A 23,601-nucleotide genomic window follows, 5' to 3' on the forward strand; every position below is an offset into this window, starting at 1 on the left:
CTACGCAATCGAAATCCAGCATTCAATAAAATTGCGAGCATAAGAAACTAATAAGAAAATGTAACGCCCTCGTCATTGCAAGCATAGCGCATGTATTGCAACCGGGAACTTTTTCCCGGTCTCTTGCGGGAGATCATTCCGTCGATATGATTGGGCCGGACGAGAACAATGCCCGGCACGGGAGGCGGAGAATGGGAAAAACCTCAAGGACCATCGGCCCGGTGCTCGCAGCCGCGCTGGGACTTCTGTCGCTGGCCGGACAGGCACACGCGGCCACCCGGGTCGCCGTGTTCGATTTCGAGTTGTTCGACACCAGCGGCGAGGCGGACCCTCGGGGCCCGCATCCGGAGGAAAAACACCGCCTCGCGCTGATCACGCAGGAGATGCGCAGCAAGCTCGCTGCCGCCGGTTACGACGTGGTCGACCTCAAGCCGGAGGAAGCGCGCATCGAGGAGAATACCCCGTTCCGCAATTGCAACAGCTGCGAATTGCCGATTGCCCGCGCGCTCGGCGCCGACATAGAGGTGATCGGCCTCGTGCAGAAAGTCTCCAACCTCATCCTCAATATCAACTTCCAGATCCGCGACGTCGAGACCGGGCAGGTGCTGCGCGCCGGCAGCGCCGACATCCGCAACAACACCGATGAATCCTGGATGCGCGGCGTGTCCTATCTGGTGCGCAACCGCCTGTTCGATCCGCCGCTGACCGGGAAGGCCGCACCGTGAGAAACGCCTGATGACCCCTTTCCGCTCCCTCGCTCCCCTCTCGCGCCGCGCGCTGCTGGCGGGCGCCGCCGGCTTTGCCGGCTTGTCCCTCGTACCGGCGCGGGCGCAGGAGGGCGCGGGCGCGCCCGTCGATCCCGAGCGACAGCTGCGCGTCGGCACGCTGAAATTCGGCACGCTCAACTGGCTGCTGGAGACCATTCGTGCCGAGGGGTTCGACCGTCGCGAGGGGCTGACGCTGGAGAGCGTCGACTTCGCCGGCGGGCAGGCCACGACCGTCGCGCTGCAGGCCGGCGACATCGACCTCATCGTCAGCGACTGGCTGTGGGCGCTGCGCCGTACGCAGGATGGCGAGCGCATGCGCTTCGCCCCCTTCTCCAACGCGCTCGGCGCCCTGATGGTCGCCGCCGACGGGCAGGTGAAGACGCCGGCCGACCTCAAGGGCCGCAAGATCGGCGTCGCCGGCGGCGCGCTCGACAAGAGCTGGCTGCTGCTGCGCGCCTATTACAAGGCGCAGACCGGCACCGACCTCGCCGACGATGCCGAGCCGGTGTTCGGCGCCGCGCCGCTGGTGAGCGAACAGCTCGCGCTCGGGCGCGTCGATGCGGTGCTGACCTTCTGGCCCTACGCGGCGCGGCTCGACGCGCGCGGCTTCCGCCGGCTGCTCGACGTGAAGGAGATCGTGCGCGGCCTCGGCATCGACCCCACCCCGCCGCTGGTCGGCTTCGTCTGGCGCAACGCCGTCATGACCGAGCGGGGCGCGGCCATCTCCGCCTTCCTGCGCGCCGCCGCTTCGGCCAACCGTGTGCTGGCGAGCGACAACGCCGCCTGGGACCGCATCCGCCCGCTGATGCAGGCCAATGACGACGCCGAATTCGCCCGGCTGCGCGACTATTACCGTGCCGGCATTCCCGGTGCCTTCGGCGAGGCCGAGCGCGCGTCCTGCGCGAAGCTCTACGAGGTGCTGGCGCAGATCGGCGGGCCCGAGCTGGTCGGGCCCAATCCCGGCTTCGAGCGCTCGCTGTTCGGCCCCGTGGGCGAGTGAGGCCGTCGTGTCCGCCGCCGCGCGTCTGGGGCTGACCGCGACCTCCCTGCTGGCGCTGCTGCTGCTCTGGCAGCTCGCCGCCTGGTGGATCGCCTCGCCGCTGCTGCCCGATCCGGCCGCCGTGGTCGAGGCGGGCATGCGCGCCACGCGAACCGGCGTGCTGCCGTCGAGCATCGCCATCACCCTCGGCCGGGTCGCCGCCAGCTTTCTCATCGCCATGGTGGTCGGCTCGGCCATCGGCATTCTGCTCGGCCGCTCGCCGGCGCTGAACGAGCTGTTCGGCCCGTGGGTGATCGTGCTTCTGAACCTGCCGGCGCTGGTGGTCATCATCCTGTGCTACGTCTGGTTCGGCCTCACCGAGGCGGCGGCGATCACGGCGGTGTCGATCAACAAGATCCCCAATGTCGCCGTCACCCTGCGCGAGGGCGCCGCCGCCCTGTCGCGCGATCTCGACGAGATGGCGCGGGTCTATCGCCTCGGCCCGCTCGCCACGCTGCGCCATGTGGTGCTGCCGCAGCTCGTGCCCTTCTTCGCCGCCAGCGCCCGCTCCGGCCTCGCGCTGACCTGGAAGATCGTGCTGGTGGTGGAACTGCTCGGCCGCTCCAACGGCGTCGGCTTCGAATTGCAGACGGCGTTCCAGCTTTTCGACGTCGCCACCATCCTCGCCTATGCACTCGCCTTCACGGCGGTTGTGCAATTCATCGAGGTCGGGCTGATGCAGCCATGGGAACGCCATGCCGGGCGGTGGCGGCGATGAGCGCGCTGCGTCTCGACATCGCCGAGAAGCGCTACCCCGCGCAGGCCGGGGCGCCAGCGCGCGAGATATTTCACGAGTTCCGCCTCGACGTCGACGACGGTGCCTTCGTCGTGTTGCTCGGCGCCTCGGGCCTCGGCAAGACGACGCTGCTCAACATCGTTGCCGGCCTCGACCGCGATTTTCGCGGCGCGGTGCGCTTCGATGAGGACGGGAAGGCGCCGCGCATCGCCTACGCCTTCCAGAACCCGCGCCTGCTACCCTGGCGTACCGTGCTGGAGAATGTCGCGCTGGTGCTGCCGGCCGGCGAGGAGGGTCGCCGGCGGGCGCTCGACATGCTCGGCGAGGTGGGGCTGGCGGAGCTCGCCGACGCCTATCCCGAGCGGCTGTCGCTTGGCCAGCAGCGCCGCGTCGCGCTGGCCCGCGCCTTCATCATCGAGCCCGACCTGCTGTTGATGGATGAGCCCTTCGTCTCGCTGGACGAGGCGGGCGCCGCGCGTCTGCGCGCACTGCTGCGCCGCCTGCTGGAACGCTGCCCCGCCACCGTGCTGTTCGTCACCCATGACAGCGCCGAGGCGGTGGAGCTGGCCAGCCGCATCGTCGTGCTGGAGGGGGCTCCCGCGCGCCTCGCGCGCGACCTGCCGGTCGCCCTGACCGCCGAGGAGCGCGAGGGCGAGGCCGGGCACGAACTCCGCCGCGCCCTGGGCGGAAAGTAAGCAGGCCAGACGTCCACAGGATTGCTGGCCAACATTTCCTGCGCGTGGCCTGCAAGCTCCGGTGAGCCTCATCCAAATAAAAAGGCCCGGAGCCAGAGGCTCCGGCAATTCTTCTTCCCGAAATAAAAAGGCCCGGAGCCAGAGGCTCCGGCGATCCCCGATCAAATAAAAAGGCCCGGAGCCAGAGGCTCCGGGCCGGGGGTCGCGTTGGGCACGAGAAGGCGGTTTGCCGCCCCCTGCTTGGCGCAAGTGACGGTGCGGGCACCGTCACTTGTTGAGGAATATCGCCGCCAACCGCTGGAGCAGGCCCTTCGGATACTGGGCCGCGGGCGGTGGTTTTGTCTGCCCAGGGTTGCTTCCGATCTAGGCGGCGAAGGGGTGCTTGGCCGAGGCGGCCTGAGCAAGGACTTCCTTGATCGACGGCGAGCCGTCGACGGCGCGCTTCAGCGCTTCCTTGGTCGCCTGGTAGTTGAACTGCTGGATCTTGGCGTCGTCCGCCGCTTCCCAGTGGATGAACACGCCGACCGAGATGAACAGGTCGTCGGCTTCTTCCTCGGGGATCACGCCCTCGGCCACGCTGTCCACGACAGCCTTGGCGACGGCATACTGGGCGGGGCCGAACATCTGGACGGCCTGACGGGCGTCCTTGATCGTCACCTTGTTGAACAGGATGGTGTTCGGCTTGGCGAGCAGGTTCGGGGTCACGACCGCGAGCAGCGAGGTGAAGCCGTCCTTGTTGTTCGTCAGCGCGTTTACGAAGGCGCTTTCCGCCGCCGAACCGCGCGGCCCGATGATCAGGTCGATATGCGCCACTTCGTTGCCATCGCCCACCAGCGACTCGCCGATGAGTACCTTATTGATCTTGGCCATCTATTCCTCCCAGAACGGGGTTGCATGACGAAGGGTCGGGTCTACCCTTCAGAGATGTCCCGGCTATCTTTGTTGCAGCGTTTGGAACACCAAACCGGTTGGCCCGATAGCGCGACCAGACACGTTACGGATGTGAGACTAGGCCCGCTTCCCCTTTATCCGCAAGGGATTCTTCATCCGTGTGACGCCGCGGCGCGGGCTTGCCCCATGTTTCTTGCTCGCATCGTGAATGGCGCCTGCCGTTGCGAAGCCAGGCGGCATGGTGAAAACTTCGGCAGTCGAGGCGTTCGTCCGTGCGTGCGGCGACGCCGGCCCCTCGCGCGGGCGTCATGCCTGCCGTCGGCGGTATCCTGTTGCGGGTTGGGCGAGGCGGCGGTTCTTGCTAAAATTCGTAGCGAAAATGGCAACTGCCGCGGGCGGCGAAAGCCATCGTCCTTGGCCTGACGGGGGAAATGCTCGGGCGCCTTTGTCTCTCCGCCTCGAGGATTTTTCATGGAGCTCATACTCTCGGTCTGCCTCATCGCCAGCCCCGGCACCTGCCGCGAGGAGCCGGTTCCGGTCGGGCTCGAAAGCCGGCCGGCCAGCTTCCAGTGCATGATTGACGCGCCGGTCGTGATCGCCGAATGGAGCGAGACCCACCCGAAATGGCGGGTCACCAAATGGCGGTGCGCGCCCCATGGCGCCGGTGGTCGCGACATCTGACGCGGACGGCCTGCCGCGCTCGCGCGTGACGACGATGCTGCGTGGCAAACGCGTCCGCAGGCTCGTGCTGCGCCGCAGCGTGCGCGTCGCGTCCGTCCGTGGAATCATCGCCCGCCATCTCCGTTCGGGTGGCGCAGGTCGGTGAGGCGCCATGGGGCGTGGCTGGTTTTCGTCGCTCAGGGCGCGCATGGCGTTGCTGATGTCCGTCGCGGTGCTCGTGACGGCAGCGTCGACGGTTGCGCTCGTCATGGCGCTGGGGGCGGTAAACGCGCAGCTCGACCGGCTCGTCTCGGCGCAGACACGGCTGGAACTGCTTTCCACCATCTCCGGCCGCATCGGCGACTATGCGCTGATGGCGCTGCAGGCCGGGCACGAGCAGCCCGGTGCCGAGCGCACGCCGCTGCGCAGCGGCCGGGTTCTCGCCGCCGAGCGTGCGCGCGAATCCTTCGTGCGCCTTGAGACGGCGCTTGCCGATTATGTCGGCCGCCTCGTGGGGGAGGAGCAGCGCACCCTCATGGCGGCGCGCAGCCGCACCATCGCCCGGCTGCGCGCGCAGTTCGAAATACTCGACCGGCAGATCGACCGGGCGCTGGCCTCCGAGGAGCCCGCGACGGCGGCGCGGGTGGCGCTGGACGTGTTCGCCGCCGGCTTCGGCGGCCCGCTCAGCCAGGCCATGGAAGAGGAGCGCACGACCGCGCTCGATGCCTACACGCAGGTTCGCGAGCTGCGCGAGCGCACCATCCGCTGGGGGCTGATCGGCGTCGCGCTCGCCTGCCTGCTGGCGGTGACGCTCTATCATCTGCTCGGGCGCTCGCTGGTGAAGCGCGTCGCCGACGTCGCCGCCGCCGCCGCCGCCATCGCGCGCGGGAGGACCGACACCCGCGTCACCGTGACTGGCCACGACGAACTGAGCCTCGCCATGGCGCGCTTCAACCGCATGGCCTCCCATCTGGCGCGCCGCGAGCAGCGGCTGGTGGCGGCGCAGCGCCATCTGCAGGAGACGGTCGACGCCCGCACCGCCGAGTTGCGCGCCGCCAACCGCCGGCTGGAGGATGTCGACCTCGCCCGCCGCCGCTTCTTCACCGATGTGAGCCATGAACTGCGCACGCCGCTCACCGTCATTCTCGGCGAGGTGGAAATCACGCTGCGCCCCGCCCGGCCGCGCGAAGAGGACCTGCGTGCTGCGCTGCTGGTCATCCAGTCGCGGGCGCGGCGCCTGCACAGGCGCGTCGAGGACCTGCTGCGCATCGCCCGCTCGGAGAGCGGCCAGATCGAGCTCGACCGCTCGCTGTTCCCCGTCTCCGACCTGCTCGCCGATGTGCGCGAGAGCATGATGCCCGTGGCGCGCGCCGCCGGCCTCACGCTGGAGACGAGCTGCGCGCCGGACGACCTCGCCATCGACGCCGACCGCGACTGGCTGCGCCAGACTTTCGACGGTCTCGTCGCCAATGCGGTGCGCCACTCGCCCTATGGCGAGACCGTGCGTCTGGAAGCCCAGCGCGACGGCGATGAAGTACTGATCCGCTTGCGCGACCGCGGCACCGGCATCGCCCCGGAGGAACTGCCGCACGTTTTCGAGCGGTTCTGGCGCGGCACCTCCGGCACGCGCGAGGGCACCGGCTTCGGCATCGGCCTCGCGCTGGCGAAGTGGATCGTCGACCGCCATGGCGGGCGCATCGAGATTGAAAGCGGTATGGAAGGCGGCACGGAGATCGGCGCGGAGGGCGCTTCCGGCAGGATGAGGGGCACCTGCGTGAGCGTGCGCCTTCCGGTGCCCGTGCCCGACATGAATCTGGAGGCGGCCCAATGAACATACTGATCGTCGAGGACGATCCCGACATCGGCTCGCTGCTGCGGCGTGGCTTCTCCTCTGAGTCCTACCAGGTCGAGCTGGTGGGGGACGGCGAGCAGGCGCTGCGTGCCGCCGGCGGCAAGGCGTGGGAGGCGATCATCCTCGACGTCATGCTGCCCGGCCGCTCGGGCATCGAGGTGTGCAAGGCGATGCGGGCCGGCGGGCAGACCGCGCCCATCATCATGCTGTCCGCCCGCTCCAGCGTGAACGAACGCACCGAGGGGCTTATGGCGGGCGCCGACGACTACATCGTCAAGCCCTTCGCCTTCGAGGAACTGCTGGCGCGGGTGAAGGTGCAGGCGCTGCGCCGCAACGGCGAGAGCGAGCCGCGCACGCTGGAGGTCGGCGCGTTGAGCCTCGATCTCGACACGCGGCAGGCGCAGCTCGGCGGCACCCGGGTGCGGCTCACCGAGCGCGAGGTGGAACTCCTCGCGCTTCTCATGCGTAACACCGGAGAGCCGCTGTCGCGCGCCGACATCTTCGCGGCGCTGTGGGCCGGCCATGGCGGCGCCTCGCTCAACGTGGTGGACGTCTACGTGGGCTATCTCCGCCACAAGCTGGCGGAGGCGCTTCCCGATGGCGGTCAACTGATCGTGACGGTGCGCGGACGCGGCTTCATGATCGACGTGCGGGCGGCATGATCCTATCGTGCCGTCCGTCCGCTTCCTTCGAAGGGAAGGCTTGGCGCAGCCTTGGGTGGTATTATGTGTGCCCGCCCGAATATGCGCCACGTCTTCTTGACGAATGAGGAAATGATCATCACATTGCTTGTGCGGTTCTAGTCACCGCAAATCAACGCAGCCTCTTATGATCTTCTTATGAAGTAAAAGTGGCTGGTATATCGAGGAGGAAGAAATGGCCTGGACCACTCCGCGTATCGTCGAAGTCTGCGTCGGCATGGAAGTCAACGCCTACTATCCGGCGGACTTCTGAGTCTTAAGGGGCGGGTAGGCGCGATCTCGGTTTGCCGATGCTCACGTCCCCGTCCCGCTTAAGACTCGTCGTCCTCGGATCGGCCGCAGGCGGCGGTTTCCCGCAATGGAACTGCCGCTGCGCGGTCTGTTCGCTTGCCTGGGCCGGCGACCCACGGGTGCGCCGGCGCACGCAGGCCTCCATCGCCGTAAGCGCCGACGGCATCCATTGGGCGCTGGTGAATTGCGCGCCGGAAGTTCTTGCCCAGATACAGGGCGTGCCCGCGCTGCACCCGCAGGCGGGGCTCCGGCACTCGCCGATCTCCTCCGTGCTCCTGACGAATGCCGATATCGACCACGTCGCCGGGCTGCTCAGCCTGCGCGAGGCGCAGCCTTTCACCCTGCTGGCGACGCCGGCGGTGCATGGCGTGCTCAGGGCCAGCAGCGCATTCGACGTGCTGGCCGACGATGTGGTGGCGCGGCGGCCGGTCGGGCTCGGCTCGTCGTTCGATCTGGTCGAGGGCGTCAGCGCGACCATCTTCCCTGTGCCCGGCAAGATCGCGCTCTATCTCGAAGCGCGCGAGCAGGCCGAGAAGGGGCGGCTCTCCACCGATGTGGAGGGCGAGCAGACCATCGGCGTCGAATTGTCGGCCGGCGGGCGGCGTGTTCTTTACATTCCTGGCTGCGCGGCGATGACCGATGCGCTGCGCGCGCGTCTGGAGGGGGCCGACGCGGTGCTGTTCGACGGCACGCTCTGGCGCGACGACGAGATGATCCGCGCCGGCGTCGGCACCAAGACCGGCGCCCGCATGGGTCATATGTCGATGTCGGGCGAGGGCGGCTCCATCGAGGCTTTGCGGCAGGTCAAGGCGGGCCGAAAAATCTATGTCCACATCAACAACACCAATCCGGTGCTTGTCGATGGCTCCGAAGAGCGGATAACGGCAAATAAAGCCGGATGGGAAATCGCTCAAGACGGGATGGAGATTGCCTTATGACGACGCTTCTTTCGCCGGAAGAACTGGAAGCGCGCCTGCGTGACGTGGGCGCGAGGCGCTATCACAGCCTGCACCCCTTCCATAAACTCTTGCACCATGGCGAACTGAGCTTCGGCCAGGTGCAGGCCTGGGCGCTCAATCGCTATTATTACCAGGCGATGATCCCGGTGAAGGATTCCGCCATCCTCGCCCGCATGGAGGAACCGGAGCTGCGCCGCGTCTGGCGCCAGCGCATCGTCGACCATGATGGCAACCATGAAGGAGAGGGCGGCATCGCCCGCTGGCTGAAGCTCACCGACGGGCTCGGCCTCGACCGCCACTACGTCACCTCGCTGGAGGGCCTGCTGCCGGCGACCCGCTTCGCGGTCGACGCCTATGTTCATTTCGTCCGCGAGAAGAGCCTCTTGGAGGCGATCGCCTCCTCGCTCACCGAGATGTTCTCGCCAGGCATCATCGGCGAGCGTGTCGCCGGCATGCTGAAGAACTATGAATTCGTCTCGAAAGAGACGCTCGCCTATTTCGACAAGCGCCTCACGGAAGCGCCGCGCGACGCCGATTTCGCGCTCGCCTATGTGAAGCAGCACGCGCGCACTCCGGAACAGCAGGAGGCCGCGATCCGCGCCCTGGAGTTCAAGTGCGACGTGCTGTGGGTGCAGCTCGACGCGCTGTATTTCGCCTATGTCGACCCCAAGCAGGCCTATCCCGGCAAGTTCGTGCCGAAGGATTGAGTTGTCCGGCGCCCCGGACGGCCGCACGGTGGTTCGGGGGCGCCGGCGGAACCGGACGGAGCCGGAGGAAAGGGAGAAGTGATGACCGCGATCCTCGCCGCCACCGGCATCCCCCGGCTCGCCCGGGGCGTGCGCCTGCGCCATGACGAGGCGCGTGGCCAGTGGGTGCTGCTGGCCCCCGAGCGCGTGCTCAATCCCGATCCCGTCGCCGTCGAGATCCTGAGGAAGGTCGACGGCGCGCGCTCCATCGACCTCATCGTCGACGAACTGGCCAGCACCTTCTCCGTCGAGCGCGAGCGGGTGGCGGGCGATGTCGATGCCTTCATCGCCGGTCTGGTGGAGAAGGGCATGATCGAGGTGGCGGTGCCCACGATTGGAGACGCGGCGTCATGAATGTCATCGCTCCTGCCGCGCGCCCCGACGCGACGGTCCGCCCCGCCCCGCCCGCGCCCTATGGCATGCTTGCGGAGCTGACCCATCGCTGCCCGCTGCAATGCCCCTATTGCTCGAACCCGGTCGAGCTGGACCGGCGCAATGTCGAGCTCGACACCGAGACGTGGCTGCGCGTCTTCTCGGAAGCCGCCAAGCTCGGCGTTCTGCAGGTGCACCTGTCGGGCGGCGAGCCGACCGCGCGGCGTGATCTCGAACAGATGATCCGCCACTGCGTCGAGGTCGGGCTCTACACCAACCTGATCACCGCCGGCGTCGGCGTCACCCCGGAGCGCCTGCAATCCATCTCGGATGCCGGCATCGATCATGTGCAGCTCTCTTTCCAGGGCGCCACGCCCGAGATCACCGACAAGGTGTCGAACTATCGCGGCGCCCATGAGCGCAAGCTCGCCGTGGCGCGCGAGGTGCGCCGGCTCGGCCTGCCGCTGACCGTCAATTCGGTGGTGCATCGCGCCAACATCCACCAGATCCCTGACTTCATCGAGCTGGCGCTCCAGCTCGATGCCAAGCGCATCGAGATTGCCCACTCGCAATATTACGGCTGGGCGCTGCGCAACCGCGGCGCGCTGATGCCGACGCGGGACCAGGTGTTCTGGGCGCTCGACGTGGTGGAGGAGGCGCGTGTGCGCCTCAAGGGACGGCTCACCATCGACGCGGTGGTGCCGGACTATTACGCGAAATACCCCAAGCCCTGCATGAATGGCTGGGGCCGCCAGTCGCTCAACGTCACGCCGTCCGGCAAGGTGCTGCCCTGCCATGCCGCCGAGACCATCCCCAGCCTCGATTTCTGGAACGTGCGCGAGCATTCGCTCAGCGACGTGTGGCTGAACTCGCCGGCCTTCAACGCTTTCCGAGGCACCGACTGGATGCCCGATCTGTGCCGGAGCTGCGAGCGCAAGGAGCTCGACTGGGGCGGCTGCCGCTGCCAGGCGATGGCCATCGCCGGGGACGCCGCCGCCACCGATCCCGCCTGCCACAAGTCGCCGCTGCACGCCCATCTGCTGGCGCTGGCCGAGGCCGACGCGACGGGCGGCGAGGACTATGATTACCGGCGCTACACGACGCCGGACCGAACGACCTGACCCCTGGGAGTGCCGTCCATGCCGCCTGTGCCGAAGCGTTCGCCCGGTTCCTTCCTCGCCGCCTGCCTGCTGGGGGCTGGCCTGTTCGGCTTACCTGCGGCGTCGGCGGCCGAGCCGACGGCGTCGGCGGTGTTCTTCGAGGCGCCTTACCTGACCAAGGTCGCGCCCGGCACCACGCTGAACTACGCCTACAAGCACGTCACCAGCGAGGCCAAGCTCGGCGAGAGCTTCGACGAGACGCTGGAAATGTCGGTGACGGCGCCGCCGGACGATGCCTCCAAGCGCGTCGCCGACGTGCTGATCCATCGCGGCGACAGGGAAGGCGAGGCGGGGCCGTTCCCCACCATGAACGGCAACCCCATCGCGCTGGTGCTGCTGGAGCGCGATGTGAAGGAGATGGCGCAGCTCTCCAAGGGCAGCCCCTTCTATCTGCGCAACCGCGTGCGCGAGCATCTCGGCACCGGCAAGGTAGAGCCGGCGCGCTTCTCCTATGACGGCCGCGAGGTGGAGGGCTGGAAGCTGAGCTTCGCGCCCTTCGCCGAGGACCCGAACAAGGACAAGCTTCAGGAACTGGCCGGGCGCCGCTACGAGATGCTGTTCTCCGACGCCGTGCCGGGCGGCCTCTATTCCGTCGACGTGGTGACGCCGAAGGCGGACGGCGCGTCCAACATCATCGAGACCAGCCTCACCTTCACCGGCGCGACCCCGCCGGCGGCGAAATAGGCGGCCGAACGGGAGAAACGCCATGTCGAGCTTCATCTGGAACGTCCGCCGGCCGGCCCGCCTTGCGGCGGCAACGCTGGTCGCGCTGGCGCTGGCCGGCGGCGCCGCTGCCGCGCAGGAGGGCGCCGTTTCCGGGACCGTTACGGCCGATCCCGGTCTCGCCATCGGGCTTGCACCGGGCGTCACGCCGGGCGTCACCAAGCCGGCGCCCTCGGCCCCGACCTCCGGCCTTATCAACGACTATCCGACGGTGGCGCGCGCCGATTACATCTTTGGCTGCATGGCGGCCAACGGGCAGAGCCGGCCGGCGCTGGAGAAGTGCTCCTGCTCCATCGACACCATCGCGACCATCCTGCCCTATGAGCGCTATGTCGAGGCGGAGACGATCCTCAGCGTCGGGCAGGTGGCGGGCCAGCAGGCAGAGGTTTTCCGCTCGACCGGCATGTTCCGCGACATCGTGGCGGACCTGCGTCGCGCGCAGGCCGAAGCGGAAGTCACCTGCTTCTACTGAGCGCCCGCGCTCGTAACCGTCATCCCGGAACGGCCGCAGGCCGTATCCGGGATCGCATGCCGGCTGCGCTCGGCGTTCGTCACCCGATCCCGGCGCGCGCCCGCAGGGGCGTCCGGGATGACGAGGCGGCCTCCCGAGGGCTTCAGCCCGCCGGCTTGAGCGCGCCCTCGAACTTGCGCCCGTCCGTGTCGCCGGCGTCGACATGGACCTCCTTGCCGGTCGGCTCGTAGGAGAACTGGATCGCCGGGTCCTCGCTCAGCGAGATGCCGCCCTCCATCGCGAACACCAGTTCGTCGCCCTGCTTCACCTCGATGGAATCGACGAATTTGGCCGGGATATAGAGCCGGGTGACCTGGTCCATCTGCAGGCCGGAATAGTTCGGATGCCGGATCATCAGCTGGAGCTGCGAGACACGGCTCGCCTGCGTGGCGTCGCCGCTCTTGGCCGGCCCGTCCGCCTTGCCGGGCGTCACCAGCCTCAGCTTCATCTGGCCGATATTCTTCAGCGCGGCCTCTTCATCCTTCAGAGCCGGCGCCGAGCAGCCGCCGGACGCCTTCACATAGCGCGCCGCCATGTGAAGCTCGCCGTCGCTGGTTTCGGCGATGGCGCGCACATAGGAATAGCTGTTCACTCGGAGCCGGGTGCCCAGCGTCACGTCGTGCCGCTCGCCGCCGAAGCGGAAGGTGGCGGCGACGGGGGCGGGGTTCTCGTCGACGATGAGGGTGAGCTTCTTCACCGTGCGCGGGTCGCCGGCCGGCATCATCACCTCGACCTCGATGGGCACCATGGCGGCGTCCTCCGCGCGGATGGGGGCGGTGAGCCGCACCAGCGGGCTGGCCTCCTTGATGGCCCGCTCCCCGAATACGTCCGGCTTCAGCGAATTCCAGGTGGCGTCGGCGCCGGGCTCCTGTGCCGCCGCCGCGCTGGCGGCGAGGGCGGAGAACAGGGCGACGGCGAGGATCAGGCGGATTCGGCGATGCATGGCAACCTCCCGGGGCCCGTCGGATCGTTCGACGTCCGGCGGTTCTCTCCATCATACGCCTTTGCGGCGTGAAATTGCAGGCACGAAGACGCGAGGTATCGATCGGCCGGCGTCGCCTTGCGGCGGTCATATTGCGGTGGCCTGTCGCTTCCCTGCCGGCGCCGGCGGTGCCAATGTCGACCGCCGTGCCTGCGCTTCAGGATCCGCAATCAGGACGCCTCCATGCACTCCAGCCGCTTTTCCCGCCGCTCGCTCCTCAAGGCCCTTGCCGCCACGCTGATCGCCGCCCCGCTGGGCATGGCGGCGGTGACGGACGCCGAGGCGCAGGCCGTGCCCACCAGCCGCCCGCCGGCGCCGCGCCGCGAGCCGCGCCCCGCTCCGCGCCGGGGTTACACCTGGGTGCCCGGCCACTGGGCGTGGCTGCCGCGTCGCGGCTGGGTGTGGACGCCCGGCCACTGGGAGGAGAACCGTCGCGGCTTCGAATATGTCGGCCCGCGCTGGGTGTTTCGCCGTGGCCAGTGGGTCTACGAGCCCGGCCGCTGGGTCCGCAGCTGGCGCTGATTTCCCGCTGTGGCGGCCGTCCCGCTGATTCTTCTCAAGGCGGCCGTCACGGTGCGATTGTACGCTCGGGTCCTCGGAGCTAATCTGACTGCGAATCCACGCGAGGGGGCCCACCCATGACCAAGTCTGTCGCCATCAAGCTTTCCGCCGTCGCCATCGTCGCCCTGGTGGCGGCGGGCTGCACCACCACCGAGCGCCGCGCCGGCACGGGCGCGCTGATCGGCGCCGGCACCGGCGCGGTCATCGGCGGCATCGCCGGCGGCGGCACGGGCGCGGCCTGGGGCGCCGGCATCGGCGCGGTGGCCGGCGGCGCCATCGGTGCCGCGACCGCCAAGTGAACTCTACCGACGCTTTGCGTTGAGATCGACGAGGGCCGCGCTCCGGCAACGGGCGCGGCCTTTCGCTGTCCGCCGGGCGCGGCGGTCATTGCAGGGCAGGGGGCGAAGGTGAGCGTCACCATCTACGGCATCAAGAACTGCGACACGATGAAGAAGGCCCGCGCCTGGCTGGACGGGCACGGCGTCGCCTATGCCTTTCATGACTACAAGTCATCCGGCATCGACGCCGGGCACCTGAAGGAATGGGCCGGCAAGGTCGGCTGGGAAGTGCTGCTCAACCGCGCTGGCACGACCTTCCGCAAGCTCGACGAGGCGGATCGCACCGATATCGACGAGGCCAAGGCTCTGGCGCTGATGCAGGCGCATCCTTCGCTCATCAAGCGCCCGGTGCTCGACATCGACGGCGCGCTGCTGGTCGGCTTCAAGCCGGAAGCCTATGAGAAGCAGTTCGGCTGAACGTTTACCGTCGTCCCGGAATTGCCGCAGGCAATATCCGGGATCGCGTCCCGCCTTCTTCTGCACGCGATCCCCGCTCTTCGCTGTGCTTCGGCCGGGATGACGGCAAAGGGACGGAAATCCCGCCACCCCTTGATCCGGCGCGCCATCCCTGCCATTTCCGCCCCATGAACGCGCTCTCCAATTCCGCCGCCTCGCCCATCGCGCTCGAAGTGTCGCGTCGGCGCACCTTCGCGATCATCTCGCACCCGGACGCCGGCAAGACCACGCTGACCGAAAAGCTGCTGCTGTTCGGCGGCGCGATCCAGCTCGCCGGTCAGGTGCGGGCCAAGAAGGACCGGCGCTCGACCCGCTCGGACTGGATGGCCATCGAGCGCGAGCGCGGCATTTCGGTCGCCACCTCGGTGATGACCTTCGAGTTCGACGGCCACGTGTTCAACCTGCTCGACACGCCGGGCCACGAGGACTTCTCGGAGGACACCTACCGCACGCTGACGGCGGTGGACGCGGCGGTGATGGTGATCGACGCCGCCAAGGGCATCGAGGCGCGCACCCGCAAGCTGCTGGAAGTGTGCCGGCTGCGCGACATCCCGATCATTACCTTCATCAACAAGATGGACCGCGAGAGCCGCGACCCCTTCGAGATTCTCGACGAGATCGAGAAGACGCTGGCGCTCGACACCACGCCGATGACCTGGCCGGTCGGGCGCGGGCGCGATTTCGTCGGCACCATGGACATCGCCACCGGCGGCATGCGCCTGCTCGACGGCGACGAGGGCAAGACCGGCGCGCTGCGCCAGATGAGCATGGGCGAGATCGCCGCGCTCAACGTCACGCTGGACGAGGCGGCGCTCGCCGAGGAACTCGGCCTCGTGCGTGAAGGCTGCAACCCGTTCGAACTTTCCGCCTTTCTCGAAGGCCATCTGACGCCGGTCTATTTCGGCTCGGCGCTGCGCAATTTCGGCGTCGGCGACCTGCTGGAAGGGCTCGGCAAGTTCGCCCCGCCGCCGCGCGCCCAGCAGGCGGACACGCGCCGGGTGGAGGCGGAAGAGCCGCGCATGACGGCCTTCGTCTTCAAGATCCAGGCGAACATGGACCCGAACCACCGCGACCGCATCGCCTTCGCGCGCCTTTGCTCGGGCAAGCTGCAGCGCGGCATGAAGGCCAAGCTCGTGCGCACCGGCAAGCCGATGAGCCTCGCCACGCCGCAGTTCTTCTTCGCGCAGGACCGCCAGCTCGCCGAGGAAGCCTATGCCGGCGACGTGGTCGGCATCCCCAACCACGGCAATCTGCGCATCGGCGACACGCTGACCGAGGGCGAGGAAATCAACTTCGTCGGCGTGCCGAGCTTCGCGCCGGAAATCCTGCGCCGGGTGAAGCTGCCCGACGCGATGAAGGCCAAGAAGCTCAAACAGGCGCTGCAGGAGATGGCCGAAGAGGGCGTGGTGCAGGTGTTCCGTCCGACCGACGGTTCGCCCGCGCTTGTCGGCGTGGTCGGGCCGCTTCAGCTCGACGTGCTGAAGAACCGGCTGGAGGCCGAATACGGGCTGGAGGTCGGCTTCGACATGTCGGAATTCCAGCTCGCCCGCTGGGTCTCGGCCGAGGATCCCAAGCGGGTTGACGAGTTCGCCGCCGGCAACCGGCTTTCCACCGCCGAGGACCTCGACGGCGACCTCGTCTTCCTCAGCCCGTCCGCCTTCATGATCGGCTATACCGGCGACCGCTGGCCCGGCATCGTCTTCACCGATGTGAAGGACGTGAAGAAGGCGGCCTGAGCGGAGGGCGGGCTAGAAGGCCCGCCGGCTGCCACGGTCGGAGGCGAGGCGGGGGTCGGCCATGATCACCCGGTTGCGGCCGGCATTCTTGGCGGCGTAGAGCGCCGCATCGGCCTCGTTCAGCGCCTGTTCGAAGCTCAAGGCCTTGATGCGCGCGGCGCGCACGAAGGCGATGCCCGCGCTGACCGAGCCTTCCATCCCCTCGATGGCGAAATCCCGGATGGATTCCCGGAAGCGGTGGCGGATCGTATCCGCGATGCGCAAGGCGCTGTCGGCGGTCGCCACCGGGAGCACGATGGCGAACTCCTCGCCGCCGAGCCGCGCGGCGATGGCCGGCGGTGGCGCATGACGCGTCATTGCCCGCGCGAAGGCGATGATCGCCCGGTCGCCGGCGGCGTGGCCGTGCCGGTCGTTGATGGCCTTGAAGCGGTCGATGTCGAAGACGATCACGGCCGTTCCGCCCGACGTGGAGAGGCCGTCGGCAGCGTCGAACAGCGCCCGGCGGTTGAGCAGGCCGGTCAGCGAATCGGTCATCGCCTCCAGCTGGTGCCGGCGGGCGATGCGCGCCTGGTTCAGAGCCAGCGTCACGGCGCCGATGCCGGGAATGCAGGCGATCATCACCAGCAGCGACAGGTCCTCGGCCCATCCCTGCGGCGCGCCGTCCAGCACGGCACGGCCATCCCTGAGCAGGTCGGCCGCGCAGACAAAGAAGGAGAGACCCGTGAGCGTGTAGAGGCCGCAAAGGGTCGCGATGGCATAGGGAGCCTGTTTCCGCGCCGCCCAGTACTGCGCGGCAGTGAGCAGCAGCAGGCCGCCGACCACCAGATTGATCGGCACGAAGCCAAGGCCGGTATAGCCCATGGCCAGCCCCGGCAGTGCGAGCGCCCAGCCGCCGAGCGTCAGCCCGATCACCAGCGGCCGCGCCGGCCGGTCCGTGCGGAAGCAGTGCCCCGCGCCGACCAGTAGTGCCAGACCGGCGATGATGACGGCGAAGGCCGCGATCCCGAAGACGGGAAGCGGGTTGGCGACGTAGAAGCCGTAGACAAGAAGACCGAGCCCGGCGACCGCGCCACCCGCCGAGCAGGCGAGCAGATAGCTGTCCCTGGGCGCCATCAGCCAGCCCATGAAGATCGTGATCGACAGGCAGGCTGCCGATATTCCGACCGCCGTCAGCAGGGTGACGTAATCAAGCAGCATCAGGGCGCGCCGAACTCAAGCCGCGCGCATGCTGCCATAGTTGCGGCGCCAAGCAACTCATCGTTTCGAATTTGGTTCAAAAGACGCGGGCACGCCTGCCCTGACGTCAACGCGTTACCACGATCCGCGTATTGTCGCGCCCGTAATCCTTCACCAGCGCGAACAGCGCCGCCGCATTGTTCGGGTGCAGGCGCACGCAGCCATGCGAGGCGGGGCGGCCGAGCCGGCGCAGGTCCCCCGTGCCGTGGATCGCCCAGCCGCGATGGAAGAAGATCGCGTAGGGCATCGGCGCGTTGTCGTATTTACGCGAGAAATAGCGCCGGTGCATGCGCTCGACGCCATAGCTTCCGGTCGGGGTGCGGTAGCCCTTGCGGGCGGTCGAGACCGGCCAGGAATAGCGCGTCTGGCCGTCGACGATGACTTCCATGCGCTGCTTCGACAGGCTGATCTGCGCCACCACGTTGCGCGGCGGCGGCTCCGGTGCCAGGGCGGCCGGCGTGATCGCCGCCACCGGGGTGCTTGCGGCCGCCGGCGCTGCGGGCGCAGCGGCGGAACTGGTGGCCGGAACAGCCGGAGGCGCGGCGGGCGCCGACGACGCCGAGGGTACGCCGGCATCTGTCATCGGCGGGGAGGGGACGTCGACGGCGGCCGAGGGACCGGGCACGCCGTGCGCGGCGCCGCCGGGAGGAGCGGCGGGGGCGGCCGGCAGCGTTGTCGCCTGCCCGGCATCCTGCGGGATGGTGACGCCGGTCGCGGTGGCGGGCGAGGTGCCGGCGCCTTCCGGCTGCGCAAGGCTCCCGGCCATGGCCGGCGACATGGCAAGCAGCGATACGGCCACGGCGAGCGTGCAGAACAGCGGCTTCATGGCAGCCCTCCCCGAATTGCGGCAGCATTCTGGCACGACGGTGCCGGACGGGGGAGCGCCGATGCCGGCTATGGTTTACACAACCGTATGATCTTGCCGCAGGCCGGGCCGTGCGCCTCTTTGCCGGCAAGCGACGAAAGGCGCGGGGGCGGGCCATGGCGCTCGGATTGGAAACGCTCTAGCGTCGCGCCGGAATTCATGTCCGGGAGCGCTTCCATGATCCTGATGCTGGTGGGCCTCGCCCTCTTCGTCGCCATCCACATCGTCGCGGCGCGCCGCAAGGCCGGCGCCTTCGCGGGCCTCGACCCGACGCTCTACCGTATCGTCCACGCCGTGCTCGCCATCGCCGGCGTGCTGATGATCGCCTATGGCTTCGGCCAGTGGCGGGCGGCGGGGCCGGCGCAGCTCTACGATCCGCCGGTGGGCCTGCGCCATCTGGCGCTGCTGCTCATGCTCATCGCCTGCATCGCCGCCGTCGCCGCGCTGGTGCCGAGCCACATCAAGGCGTGGCTGAAGTTTCCCTTCCTCGTTGCCATCAAGACCTGGGCGCTGGCGCATCTGCTGGCCAATGGCGATGCCGCCACGGTGACGCTGGCGGTGGTCATCCTCGGCTGGGCGGTGGTGCTGCGCATCCTCGCCAAGCGTCGGGGCGCGCCGCTGCCGGTGGCGCCGTCGGGCTGGTGGGGCGATCTCGTTGCGGTCGCCGGGGGTGTCGTGCTTTATGCGCTCCTCGCCTTCTGGTTCCACCCCCACATCGTCGGGGTGCCCGTGATGGGCTGACAAGGCCGCCCCAAGGCTGGCCGGCAAAAAGAGGATCGCGCCCGCCATGTCCGTCCAGTCCGCCGCGCGCCGTCTCACCGCCCCGGATATCCGCGCGAAGAAGGGCGGCGAACCCATTGTCTCGCTGACCGCCTACCACGCCCACACCGCGCGCCTCGTCGACCCGCATGTCGACTTCATGCTGGTGGGCGATTCGCTCGGCATGGTGATGCACGGCATGGAAACGACGGTGCCGGTGACGGTCGACATGATGATCCTGCAGGGGCAGGCCGTCATGCGCGGCTCCTCGCGGGCGCTGGTGGTGGTGGACCTGCCGTTCGGCTCCTATGAAGGGTCGCCGCAGCAGGCCTTCGCCACCGCGACGCGGGTGCTGAAGGAGACCGGCGCCGGCGCGATCAAGCTGGAGGGCGGCCGCCGCATGGCCGAGACCGTGCGCTTCCTCGCCGACCGGGGCGTGCCGGTCATGGGCCATGTCGGGCTGACGCCGCAGGCGATCAACACGCTGGGCTCTTTCCGCGCGCTCGGCCGCGACGAGGCGAGCGCCGCGCTGATCCGCGACGATGCCCGCTCCATCGCCGATGCCGGCGCCTTCTCCATCGTCATCGAGGCGGTGGCCGAGCCGCTTGCCCGCCAGATCACCGCCGAGGTGGCCCCGCCGACCATCGGCATCGGCGGCTCGGCCGCCTGCGACGGGCAGATACTCGTGCTGGAAGACATGCTCGGCCTCTCCGACCGCGTGCCGAAATTCGTGAAGAAGTTCGCTGATATCGGCCCGTCCATCGGCGCCGCCGTAGAGGCCTATGCGAGCGAGGTGCGCGCGCGCAGCTTCCCCGGGCCCGAGCATGTCTACGCGCCGAAGAAGTCTTGACGGGCAACGCTGGCGGCAAGGCCGCGCCGGGCGCCGCAGGGGCCCGTTGCGATTTGCCTTGTTGAAGCCGCATCGCTAGTTTACCCGGCCTTTCCAGCACGGCCCGCCGCGAGGCGGGCCTTTTCGACGAGCTTGCGACGGACGCGACATGGCTGACATCTTCAACGAGATCGACGAGGATCTGCGCCGCGAGCGGTTCAACCGCCTGTGGACGCGCTACGGCGCCCACGTCATCGCGCTCGCCGTGCTGATCGTCGTCGCCGTGGCCGGCTGGCGCGGCTATGAATGGTGGAAGCAGCAGCAGGACCAGGCCGCCGGCGCGCGCTTCGAGGAAGCGCTCCAGCTCGCCGCCGCCGGCAAGCCCGCCGAGGCGGAAGCCGCCTTCCAGGCGATCGAGAAGGACGGCACGTCGGGCTACCGCGTCCTCGCCCGTTTCCGCGCCGCGACCGAGCTCGCCAAGACCGATAAGGCGGCCGCTGTCTCCGATTACGACGCCATCGCCAAGGACCCCGCGATCAGCCCGCTGATGCAGAACGTGGCGCAGGTGCGCGCGGCGCTGCTGCTGGTGGACACCGCCCCGCTTTCGGATATCGAGAGCCGCCTCAAGCCCCTCGACACGCCGGCCGGCGCCTTCCGCCACTCCGCGCGCGAGATCGTCGGCCTCGCCCAGTACAAGGCGGGCGACTACAAGGCGGCGACCGACAGCTTCACCGCGATCCTGAACGACGGCGAGACGCCGCCCGGCCTGCGCCGTCGCGCGGAGCTGCTGCGCACGCTGGCGGCCTCTTCGCTCCCCGTCCCGGCGCCGGCGCCCGCTGCCGCCCCGGAAGCCGTGCCCGCTCCGGAAGCCGCGCCTGCCGCGGCTCCCGCGGTGCAGTGAGGAGCCGCCCATGCGCCGCGACACCGTCCCCCGCCTCCTTCTCCTCGTTCCCCTGCTCGGCCTGACGCTGGCCATGGCCGGCTGCGAGACGCTGGACGCGCTGAACCCGTTTGCCGAGCGCGAGAAGCCCTTGCCGGGCGCGCGCACTCCCGTCTTTCCGGAAGGCGTGCCGGGCGTCGACTACAATCAGGCGCCGCCCCAGCCCGCCAATTCCACCTACGGCATGGCTCCCGCCGAGCCGGCCCCGGCGCCGGCGGGCAGCCCGTCGGGCGCCGCCGCGCCTTCCGGCCAGTGACGCCACCGGCGCGGAGGCGCCTTTCCCAATGACGATGACCGTCGCCATTGTCGGCCGGCCGAATGTCGGCAAGTCGACCCTGTTCAACCGTCTTGTGGGCAAGCGCCTCGCGCTGGTCGACGACCGCCCCGGCGTGACCCGCGACCGCCGCGAGGGCGATGCGCGCCTCGGCCATCTGTCCTTCCGCGTCATCGACACGGCAGGCCTCGAAGAGGCGAAGGCGGAATCGCTCGAAGGGCGCATGCGCGCGCAGACCGAGGCGGCCATCGACGACGCCGACGTGCTGCTGTTCCTGATCGACGCCAAGGCCGGCGTCACGCCGAGCGACCGCTCCTTCGCCGAACTCGCCCGCCGCTCCGGCAAGCACACCATCCTGGTCGCCAACAAGGCCGAGGCGCGCGGCTCGGAGGGCGGCACGCTCGATTCCTACGCGCTCGGCCTCGGCGAGCCGGTGGAGCTTTCCGCCGAGCACGGCGACGGCATGGCGGACCTTGTGCGTGCCCTTGCGCAGGTCGTGCCCGATGAGGAAGACGAGGACGAGGAGGACGGCCCCGGTGGCCGGCGCATCCGCGTCGCCGTGCTGGGCCGCCCGAATGCCGGCAAGTCGACCCTCATCAACGCCCTGCTCGGCGAGGACCGGCTGCTGACCGGCCCGGAGGCCGGCATCACCCGCGATTCCATCGCCGTCGACATCGAGCGCCACGGCGTCGAGCTTCGCGTGTTCGACACGGCCGGCATGCGCAAGCGCGCCCGCATCGACGACAAGCTGGAGAAGCTTTCCGTCGCCGACGGCCTGCGCGCCGCCCGCTTCGCGGAGGTTGTGGTCGTGCTGATGGACGCGACGCACCCCTTCGAGGAGCAGGACCTGCGCATCGCCGACCTCGCCGAGCGCGAGGGCCGGGCGGTGGTGCTGGCGCTTTCCAAGTCCGATCTGGTCAAGGACCAGCCGGGCATGGTCAGCCGCATGCGCGGCGAGGCCGACCATTGGCTGCCCCAGCTCAAGGGCGCGCCGGTGGTGCTGCTGTCGGGACTGACGGGCGAGGGGCTCGACCGTCTCGTGCGGGCGATCCAGCAGGCGCACGAGGTGTGGAACCGCCGCGTCTCGACCAACCCGCTCAATCGCTGGCTGATCGATACGACGGGCAACCATCCCCCGCCGGCCGTCTCGGGGCGCCGCATCAAGCTGCGCTACATTACCCAGCCCAAGGCCCGCCCGCCGAGCTTCGTTCTGTTCTGCTCGCGCGCCGACGCGCTGCCCGAGAGCTATGTGCGCTATCTCGTGAACAGCCTGCGCATCACTTTCGATCTGCCCGGCGTTCCGATCCGCCTCACGCTGCGCGAGAAGGACAATCCCTACGCGGAGAAGGACTGATCAGTCCCCGCGCAGGCGGCCGATGAGGCCTCCCGCCGTGCGCCGCCCCCGCCGTGCGGCGAGGGCTGCTTCCGCCACCAGCCGGCGTCTCAGCACCCTCAAAGGGCGGCGGAGCAGGAATTGCGCATCGCGGCTCTGCTCGCGCACATAGGTCGCCATCAGCCTCTCGGCCTGCAGGTCCGGCCCGCTGGCGGCCATCCGCGCCGCCCGCGCCGCATTGTCGGAAGCCTCCGTCGCCAGCAGCGCATCGAGATGCGGTTCCAGCCGGTAGCGCTCCAGCTCGGCTGGCCCACTCCCCGCCGCGAAAGCAAGGCCCGCAGCGTATTGCCCGACGATCTCGCGGGCCAGCGCCTGCGCGTCCAGCAGTCTTTCGCAGCAGCGTCCGGTGAAATTGAAGCGCGCGGCACGGGCGAAATTGGCCGGTGTCAGATAGCCGGGGCCGCCGAAATGGTCGTAGACATAAACGGGCACGCGCGCAGCCAAGGCGTAGGGCACCGTCTTGCCGATCGAGATGACGAGATCGCTGGCGCGGATCATGTCCGGCGTGACACGCTGGTGCGCTCCGCCGCTGGCCCCGATATGGCGGACACGATGGGTCGCGGACAGGCGATCTATGGCGCCCATCAGCGCCGGATCGTCGTGGTTGGTGACGACGAGGATCGTCCTTAGCCGTGTGGCGGTGACCGCCGGACGGAAGAAGGCGGCGGGCGCGGCGTTGTGGAAGACGTGGACCGGCGCGCCGAGGTCGAGGGCGGCGAGCGCCTCGCCGGTCAGTTCGGAATTGGCGAAATAGCCGTCGGCCAGCACGCGCTCATGACGCCAGCCGCCGCTCTGCATGAAGCTCCGCCGGCCCAGCTTGCCGAAGACGAACGCCGTCCGCGCGCGGGTATCGGGCCCTGTCGCATAATCGAACAGGCCCGCGACATGATGCTGGAGGTAGACGAGATCGAAGGCGGGGGGCCGGACGCGCGCGGGATCGGTGACGATCTCGATCCGCAGCTCATGTCGGAAGGCACGCGCGACGGGATCGCCGGCGACATTCGCGAACACCGTGACGCGATGGCCCTGCGCGCGAAAATACGCTGCCATCTCCAGGCAGACCATCTCCGAACCGCTGAAGTTCGCGAGGTGATTGGTCCCGATCAGGATGTCCATCGCCGCCCGGCAC

26 protein-coding genes and 1 pseudogene are annotated in these 23,601 nt (G+C 68.9%); 22 read left to right on the forward strand and 5 right to left on the reverse strand.

Going from position 1 to position 23,601, the window contains the following annotated elements; all coding sequences use genetic code 11:
- The first annotated feature begins 221 nt into the window (after positions 1-221).
- Genes MWN33_RS11760 through MWN33_RS11775 form a run of 4 tightly spaced genes read left to right on the forward strand, consistent with a single transcriptional unit; the run spans position 222 to position 3,237 of the window.
- Positions 222-725: a DUF3280 domain-containing protein gene (locus MWN33_RS11760; RefSeq protein ID WP_247200929.1), complete on the forward strand. Its 504-nt coding sequence runs from the start codon at positions 222-224 to the stop codon at positions 723-725.
- Between the two features lie 10 nt (positions 726-735).
- A complete protein-coding gene (locus MWN33_RS11765; RefSeq protein ID WP_247200931.1) occupies positions 736-1,767 on the forward strand; it encodes an ABC transporter substrate-binding protein in 1,032 nt (343 codons plus the stop codon).
- A gap of 7 nt (positions 1,768-1,774) precedes the next feature.
- The gene (locus MWN33_RS11770) at positions 1,775-2,524 is read left to right on the forward strand and encodes an ABC transporter permease (protein WP_247200933.1); all 750 of its coding nucleotides are present in this window, start codon (positions 1,775-1,777) and stop codon (positions 2,522-2,524) included.
- The gene (locus MWN33_RS11775) at positions 2,521-3,237 is read left to right on the forward strand and encodes an ABC transporter ATP-binding protein (RefSeq protein ID WP_281493746.1); all 717 of its coding nucleotides are present in this window, start codon (positions 2,521-2,523) and stop codon (positions 3,235-3,237) included. Before MWN33_RS11770 ends, MWN33_RS11775 begins: the two co-directional genes overlap by 4 nt.
- A gap of 363 nt (positions 3,238-3,600) precedes the next feature.
- On the opposite strand, the gene fae is transcribed toward MWN33_RS11775, so the two are convergent.
- Entirely contained in the window at positions 3,601-4,107 is a 507-nt protein-coding gene (gene fae, locus MWN33_RS11780) for a formaldehyde-activating enzyme (protein WP_152301697.1), read from the reverse strand.
- Between the two features lie 492 nt (positions 4,108-4,599).
- On the opposite strand from fae, the gene MWN33_RS11785 reads away from it, so the two are divergent.
- The 9 genes and pseudogenes from MWN33_RS11785 (at position 4,600) to MWN33_RS11830 (ending at position 12,064) form a co-directional block, all read left to right on the forward strand.
- Entirely contained in the window at positions 4,600-4,809 is a 210-nt protein-coding gene (locus MWN33_RS11785; RefSeq protein ID WP_247200935.1) for a hypothetical protein, read from the forward strand.
- 199 nt (positions 4,810-5,008) lie between these two features.
- The gene (locus MWN33_RS11790) at positions 5,009-6,619 is read left to right on the forward strand and encodes a sensor histidine kinase (protein WP_247200936.1); all 1,611 of its coding nucleotides are present in this window, start codon (positions 5,009-5,011) and stop codon (positions 6,617-6,619) included.
- The gene (locus MWN33_RS11795) at positions 6,616-7,302 is read left to right on the forward strand and encodes a response regulator transcription factor (RefSeq protein ID WP_247200938.1); all 687 of its coding nucleotides are present in this window, start codon (positions 6,616-6,618) and stop codon (positions 7,300-7,302) included. The genes MWN33_RS11790 and MWN33_RS11795 overlap by 4 nt, the downstream gene beginning before the upstream one ends.
- Before the next feature lie 214 nt (positions 7,303-7,516).
- Complete coding sequence (gene pqqA / locus MWN33_RS11800; protein WP_144343266.1) at positions 7,517-7,594, forward strand: pyrroloquinoline quinone precursor peptide PqqA; 78 nt, start codon at positions 7,517-7,519, stop codon at positions 7,592-7,594.
- A 37-nt stretch (positions 7,595-7,631) separates the two neighbouring features.
- The gene (pqqB, locus tag MWN33_RS11805; protein ID WP_247201255.1) at positions 7,632-8,570 is read left to right on the forward strand and encodes a pyrroloquinoline quinone biosynthesis protein PqqB; all 939 of its coding nucleotides are present in this window, start codon (positions 7,632-7,634) and stop codon (positions 8,568-8,570) included.
- Positions 8,531-9,691 (forward strand): annotated as a pseudogene (gene pqqC / locus MWN33_RS19235) (pyrroloquinoline-quinone synthase PqqC). Before pqqB ends, pqqC begins: the two are co-directional and overlap by 40 nt.
- Positions 9,688-10,830, forward strand: coding sequence for a pyrroloquinoline quinone biosynthesis protein PqqE (pqqE, locus tag MWN33_RS11820; protein WP_247200943.1), 1,143 nt, complete (start codon positions 9,688-9,690; stop codon positions 10,828-10,830). The pseudogene pqqC and the gene pqqE overlap by 4 nt, the downstream one beginning before the upstream one ends.
- Positions 10,831-10,848: 18 nt before the next feature.
- Positions 10,849-11,553 carry a hypothetical protein gene (locus tag MWN33_RS11825; protein ID WP_247200944.1) on the forward strand — a complete coding sequence of 235 codons (705 nt, stop codon included), beginning with the start codon at positions 10,849-10,851 and terminating at the stop codon, positions 11,551-11,553.
- 163 nt (positions 11,554-11,716) lie between these two features.
- Positions 11,717-12,064 (forward strand): hypothetical protein, encoded by a 348-nt coding sequence (locus tag MWN33_RS11830; RefSeq protein WP_247201256.1) that lies wholly within the window; start codon positions 11,717-11,719, stop codon positions 12,062-12,064.
- A 142-nt stretch (positions 12,065-12,206) separates the two neighbouring features.
- Here MWN33_RS11830 and MWN33_RS11835 read toward each other — a convergent pair whose 3' ends face one another.
- Entirely contained in the window at positions 12,207-13,046 is an 840-nt protein-coding gene (locus MWN33_RS11835; RefSeq protein ID WP_247200946.1) for a quinoprotein dehydrogenase-associated SoxYZ-like carrier, read from the reverse strand.
- A gap of 222 nt (positions 13,047-13,268) precedes the next feature.
- Between MWN33_RS11835 and MWN33_RS11840 the strand changes: the two genes are divergently transcribed.
- From MWN33_RS11840 to MWN33_RS11855, 4 genes are all read left to right on the forward strand, one after another.
- The gene (locus MWN33_RS11840) at positions 13,269-13,607 is read left to right on the forward strand and encodes a hypothetical protein (RefSeq protein WP_247200947.1); all 339 of its coding nucleotides are present in this window, start codon (positions 13,269-13,271) and stop codon (positions 13,605-13,607) included.
- A 116-nt stretch (positions 13,608-13,723) separates the two neighbouring features.
- The gene (locus MWN33_RS11845; RefSeq protein ID WP_247200949.1) at positions 13,724-13,945 is read left to right on the forward strand and encodes a YMGG-like glycine zipper-containing protein; all 222 of its coding nucleotides are present in this window, start codon (positions 13,724-13,726) and stop codon (positions 13,943-13,945) included.
- Between the two features lie 108 nt (positions 13,946-14,053).
- Complete coding sequence (locus tag MWN33_RS11850; protein WP_247200951.1) at positions 14,054-14,401, forward strand: ArsC family reductase; 348 nt, start codon at positions 14,054-14,056, stop codon at positions 14,399-14,401.
- Between the two features lie 167 nt (positions 14,402-14,568).
- Positions 14,569-16,176 (forward strand): peptide chain release factor 3, encoded by a 1,608-nt coding sequence (locus MWN33_RS11855; RefSeq protein ID WP_247200952.1) that lies wholly within the window; start codon positions 14,569-14,571, stop codon positions 16,174-16,176.
- A 12-nt stretch (positions 16,177-16,188) separates the two neighbouring features.
- Here MWN33_RS11855 and MWN33_RS11860 read toward each other — a convergent pair whose 3' ends face one another.
- Positions 16,189-17,373 carry a GGDEF domain-containing protein gene (locus tag MWN33_RS11860; RefSeq protein WP_247200953.1) on the reverse strand — a complete coding sequence of 395 codons (1,185 nt, stop codon included), beginning with the start codon at positions 17,371-17,373 and terminating at the stop codon, positions 16,189-16,191.
- Between the two features lie 106 nt (positions 17,374-17,479).
- A complete protein-coding gene (locus tag MWN33_RS11865) occupies positions 17,480-17,884 on the reverse strand; it encodes a L,D-transpeptidase (RefSeq protein ID WP_425532001.1) in 405 nt (134 codons plus the stop codon).
- A 570-nt stretch (positions 17,885-18,454) separates the two neighbouring features.
- On the opposite strand from MWN33_RS11865, the gene MWN33_RS11870 reads away from it, so the two are divergent.
- The 5 genes from MWN33_RS11870 to der all read left to right on the forward strand — a co-directional run bounded on the left by MWN33_RS11870 (position 18,455) and on the right by der (position 22,433).
- Positions 18,455-19,018, forward strand: coding sequence for an NnrU family protein (locus MWN33_RS11870; RefSeq protein ID WP_247200955.1), 564 nt, complete (start codon positions 18,455-18,457; stop codon positions 19,016-19,018).
- A 46-nt stretch (positions 19,019-19,064) separates the two neighbouring features.
- Positions 19,065-19,886 (forward strand): 3-methyl-2-oxobutanoate hydroxymethyltransferase, encoded by an 822-nt coding sequence (gene panB, locus MWN33_RS11875; protein ID WP_247200960.1) that lies wholly within the window; start codon positions 19,065-19,067, stop codon positions 19,884-19,886.
- Positions 19,887-20,034: 148 nt separating this feature from the next.
- A complete protein-coding gene (locus MWN33_RS11880) occupies positions 20,035-20,766 on the forward strand; it encodes a tetratricopeptide repeat protein (protein WP_247200961.1) in 732 nt (243 codons plus the stop codon).
- 10 nt (positions 20,767-20,776) lie between these two features.
- On the forward strand, positions 20,777-21,061 hold the full coding sequence (locus tag MWN33_RS11885; RefSeq protein WP_247200962.1) for a hypothetical protein: 285 nt from the start codon (positions 20,777-20,779) through the stop codon (positions 21,059-21,061).
- A gap of 28 nt (positions 21,062-21,089) precedes the next feature.
- On the forward strand, positions 21,090-22,433 hold the full coding sequence (der, locus tag MWN33_RS11890; protein ID WP_247200967.1) for a ribosome biogenesis GTPase Der: 1,344 nt from the start codon (positions 21,090-21,092) through the stop codon (positions 22,431-22,433).
- On the opposite strand, the gene MWN33_RS11895 is transcribed toward der, so the two are convergent.
- Entirely contained in the window at positions 22,434-23,588 is a 1,155-nt protein-coding gene (locus MWN33_RS11895; RefSeq protein WP_247200969.1) for a glycosyltransferase family 4 protein, read from the reverse strand.
- Positions 23,589-23,601 lie beyond the last annotated feature (13 nt).

The organism is Ancylobacter koreensis (genome assembly GCF_023016525.1).
Classification (GTDB): domain Bacteria; phylum Pseudomonadota; class Alphaproteobacteria; order Rhizobiales; family Xanthobacteraceae; genus Ancylobacter; species Ancylobacter koreensis.

What these genes read in the sequence shown, in the direction of transcription:
- MWN33_RS11765 (WP_247200931.1), top strand. Translation starts at nt 736, where the DNA reads ATGACCCCTTTCCGCTCCCTCGCTCCCCTCTCGCGCCGCGCGCTGCTG.
- MWN33_RS11775 (WP_281493746.1), top strand. Translation starts at nt 2,521, where the DNA reads ATGAGCGCGCTGCGTCTCGACATCGCCGAGAAGCGCTACCCCGCGCAG.
- fae (WP_152301697.1), bottom strand. Translation starts at nt 4,107, where the DNA reads ATGGCCAAGATCAATAAGGTACTCATCGGCGAGTCGCTGGTGGGCGAT.
- MWN33_RS11785 (WP_247200935.1), top strand. Translation starts at nt 4,600, where the DNA reads ATGGAGCTCATACTCTCGGTCTGCCTCATCGCCAGCCCCGGCACCTGC.
- MWN33_RS11790 (WP_247200936.1), top strand. Translation starts at nt 5,009, where the DNA reads ATGTCCGTCGCGGTGCTCGTGACGGCAGCGTCGACGGTTGCGCTCGTC.
- MWN33_RS11795 (WP_247200938.1), top strand. Translation starts at nt 6,616, where the DNA reads ATGAACATACTGATCGTCGAGGACGATCCCGACATCGGCTCGCTGCTG.
- pqqA (WP_144343266.1), top strand. Translation starts at nt 7,517, where the DNA reads ATGGCCTGGACCACTCCGCGTATCGTCGAAGTCTGCGTCGGCATGGAA.
- pqqB (WP_247201255.1), top strand. Translation starts at nt 7,632, where the DNA reads ATGCTCACGTCCCCGTCCCGCTTAAGACTCGTCGTCCTCGGATCGGCC.
- pqqE (WP_247200943.1), top strand. Translation starts at nt 9,688, where the DNA reads ATGAATGTCATCGCTCCTGCCGCGCGCCCCGACGCGACGGTCCGCCCC.
- MWN33_RS11825 (WP_247200944.1), top strand. Translation starts at nt 10,849, where the DNA reads ATGCCGCCTGTGCCGAAGCGTTCGCCCGGTTCCTTCCTCGCCGCCTGC.
- MWN33_RS11835 (WP_247200946.1), bottom strand. Translation starts at nt 13,046, where the DNA reads ATGCATCGCCGAATCCGCCTGATCCTCGCCGTCGCCCTGTTCTCCGCC.
- MWN33_RS11840 (WP_247200947.1), top strand. Translation starts at nt 13,269, where the DNA reads ATGCACTCCAGCCGCTTTTCCCGCCGCTCGCTCCTCAAGGCCCTTGCC.
- MWN33_RS11845 (WP_247200949.1), top strand. Translation starts at nt 13,724, where the DNA reads ATGACCAAGTCTGTCGCCATCAAGCTTTCCGCCGTCGCCATCGTCGCC.
- MWN33_RS11855 (WP_247200952.1), top strand. Translation starts at nt 14,569, where the DNA reads ATGAACGCGCTCTCCAATTCCGCCGCCTCGCCCATCGCGCTCGAAGTG.
- MWN33_RS11860 (WP_247200953.1), bottom strand. Translation starts at nt 17,373, where the DNA reads ATGCTGCTTGATTACGTCACCCTGCTGACGGCGGTCGGAATATCGGCA.
- MWN33_RS11870 (WP_247200955.1), top strand. Translation starts at nt 18,455, where the DNA reads ATGATCCTGATGCTGGTGGGCCTCGCCCTCTTCGTCGCCATCCACATC.
- panB (WP_247200960.1), top strand. Translation starts at nt 19,065, where the DNA reads ATGTCCGTCCAGTCCGCCGCGCGCCGTCTCACCGCCCCGGATATCCGC.
- MWN33_RS11880 (WP_247200961.1), top strand. Translation starts at nt 20,035, where the DNA reads ATGGCTGACATCTTCAACGAGATCGACGAGGATCTGCGCCGCGAGCGG.
- MWN33_RS11885 (WP_247200962.1), top strand. Translation starts at nt 20,777, where the DNA reads ATGCGCCGCGACACCGTCCCCCGCCTCCTTCTCCTCGTTCCCCTGCTC.
- der (WP_247200967.1), top strand. Translation starts at nt 21,090, where the DNA reads ATGACGATGACCGTCGCCATTGTCGGCCGGCCGAATGTCGGCAAGTCG.
- MWN33_RS11895 (WP_247200969.1), bottom strand. Translation starts at nt 23,588, where the DNA reads ATGGACATCCTGATCGGGACCAATCACCTCGCGAACTTCAGCGGTTCG.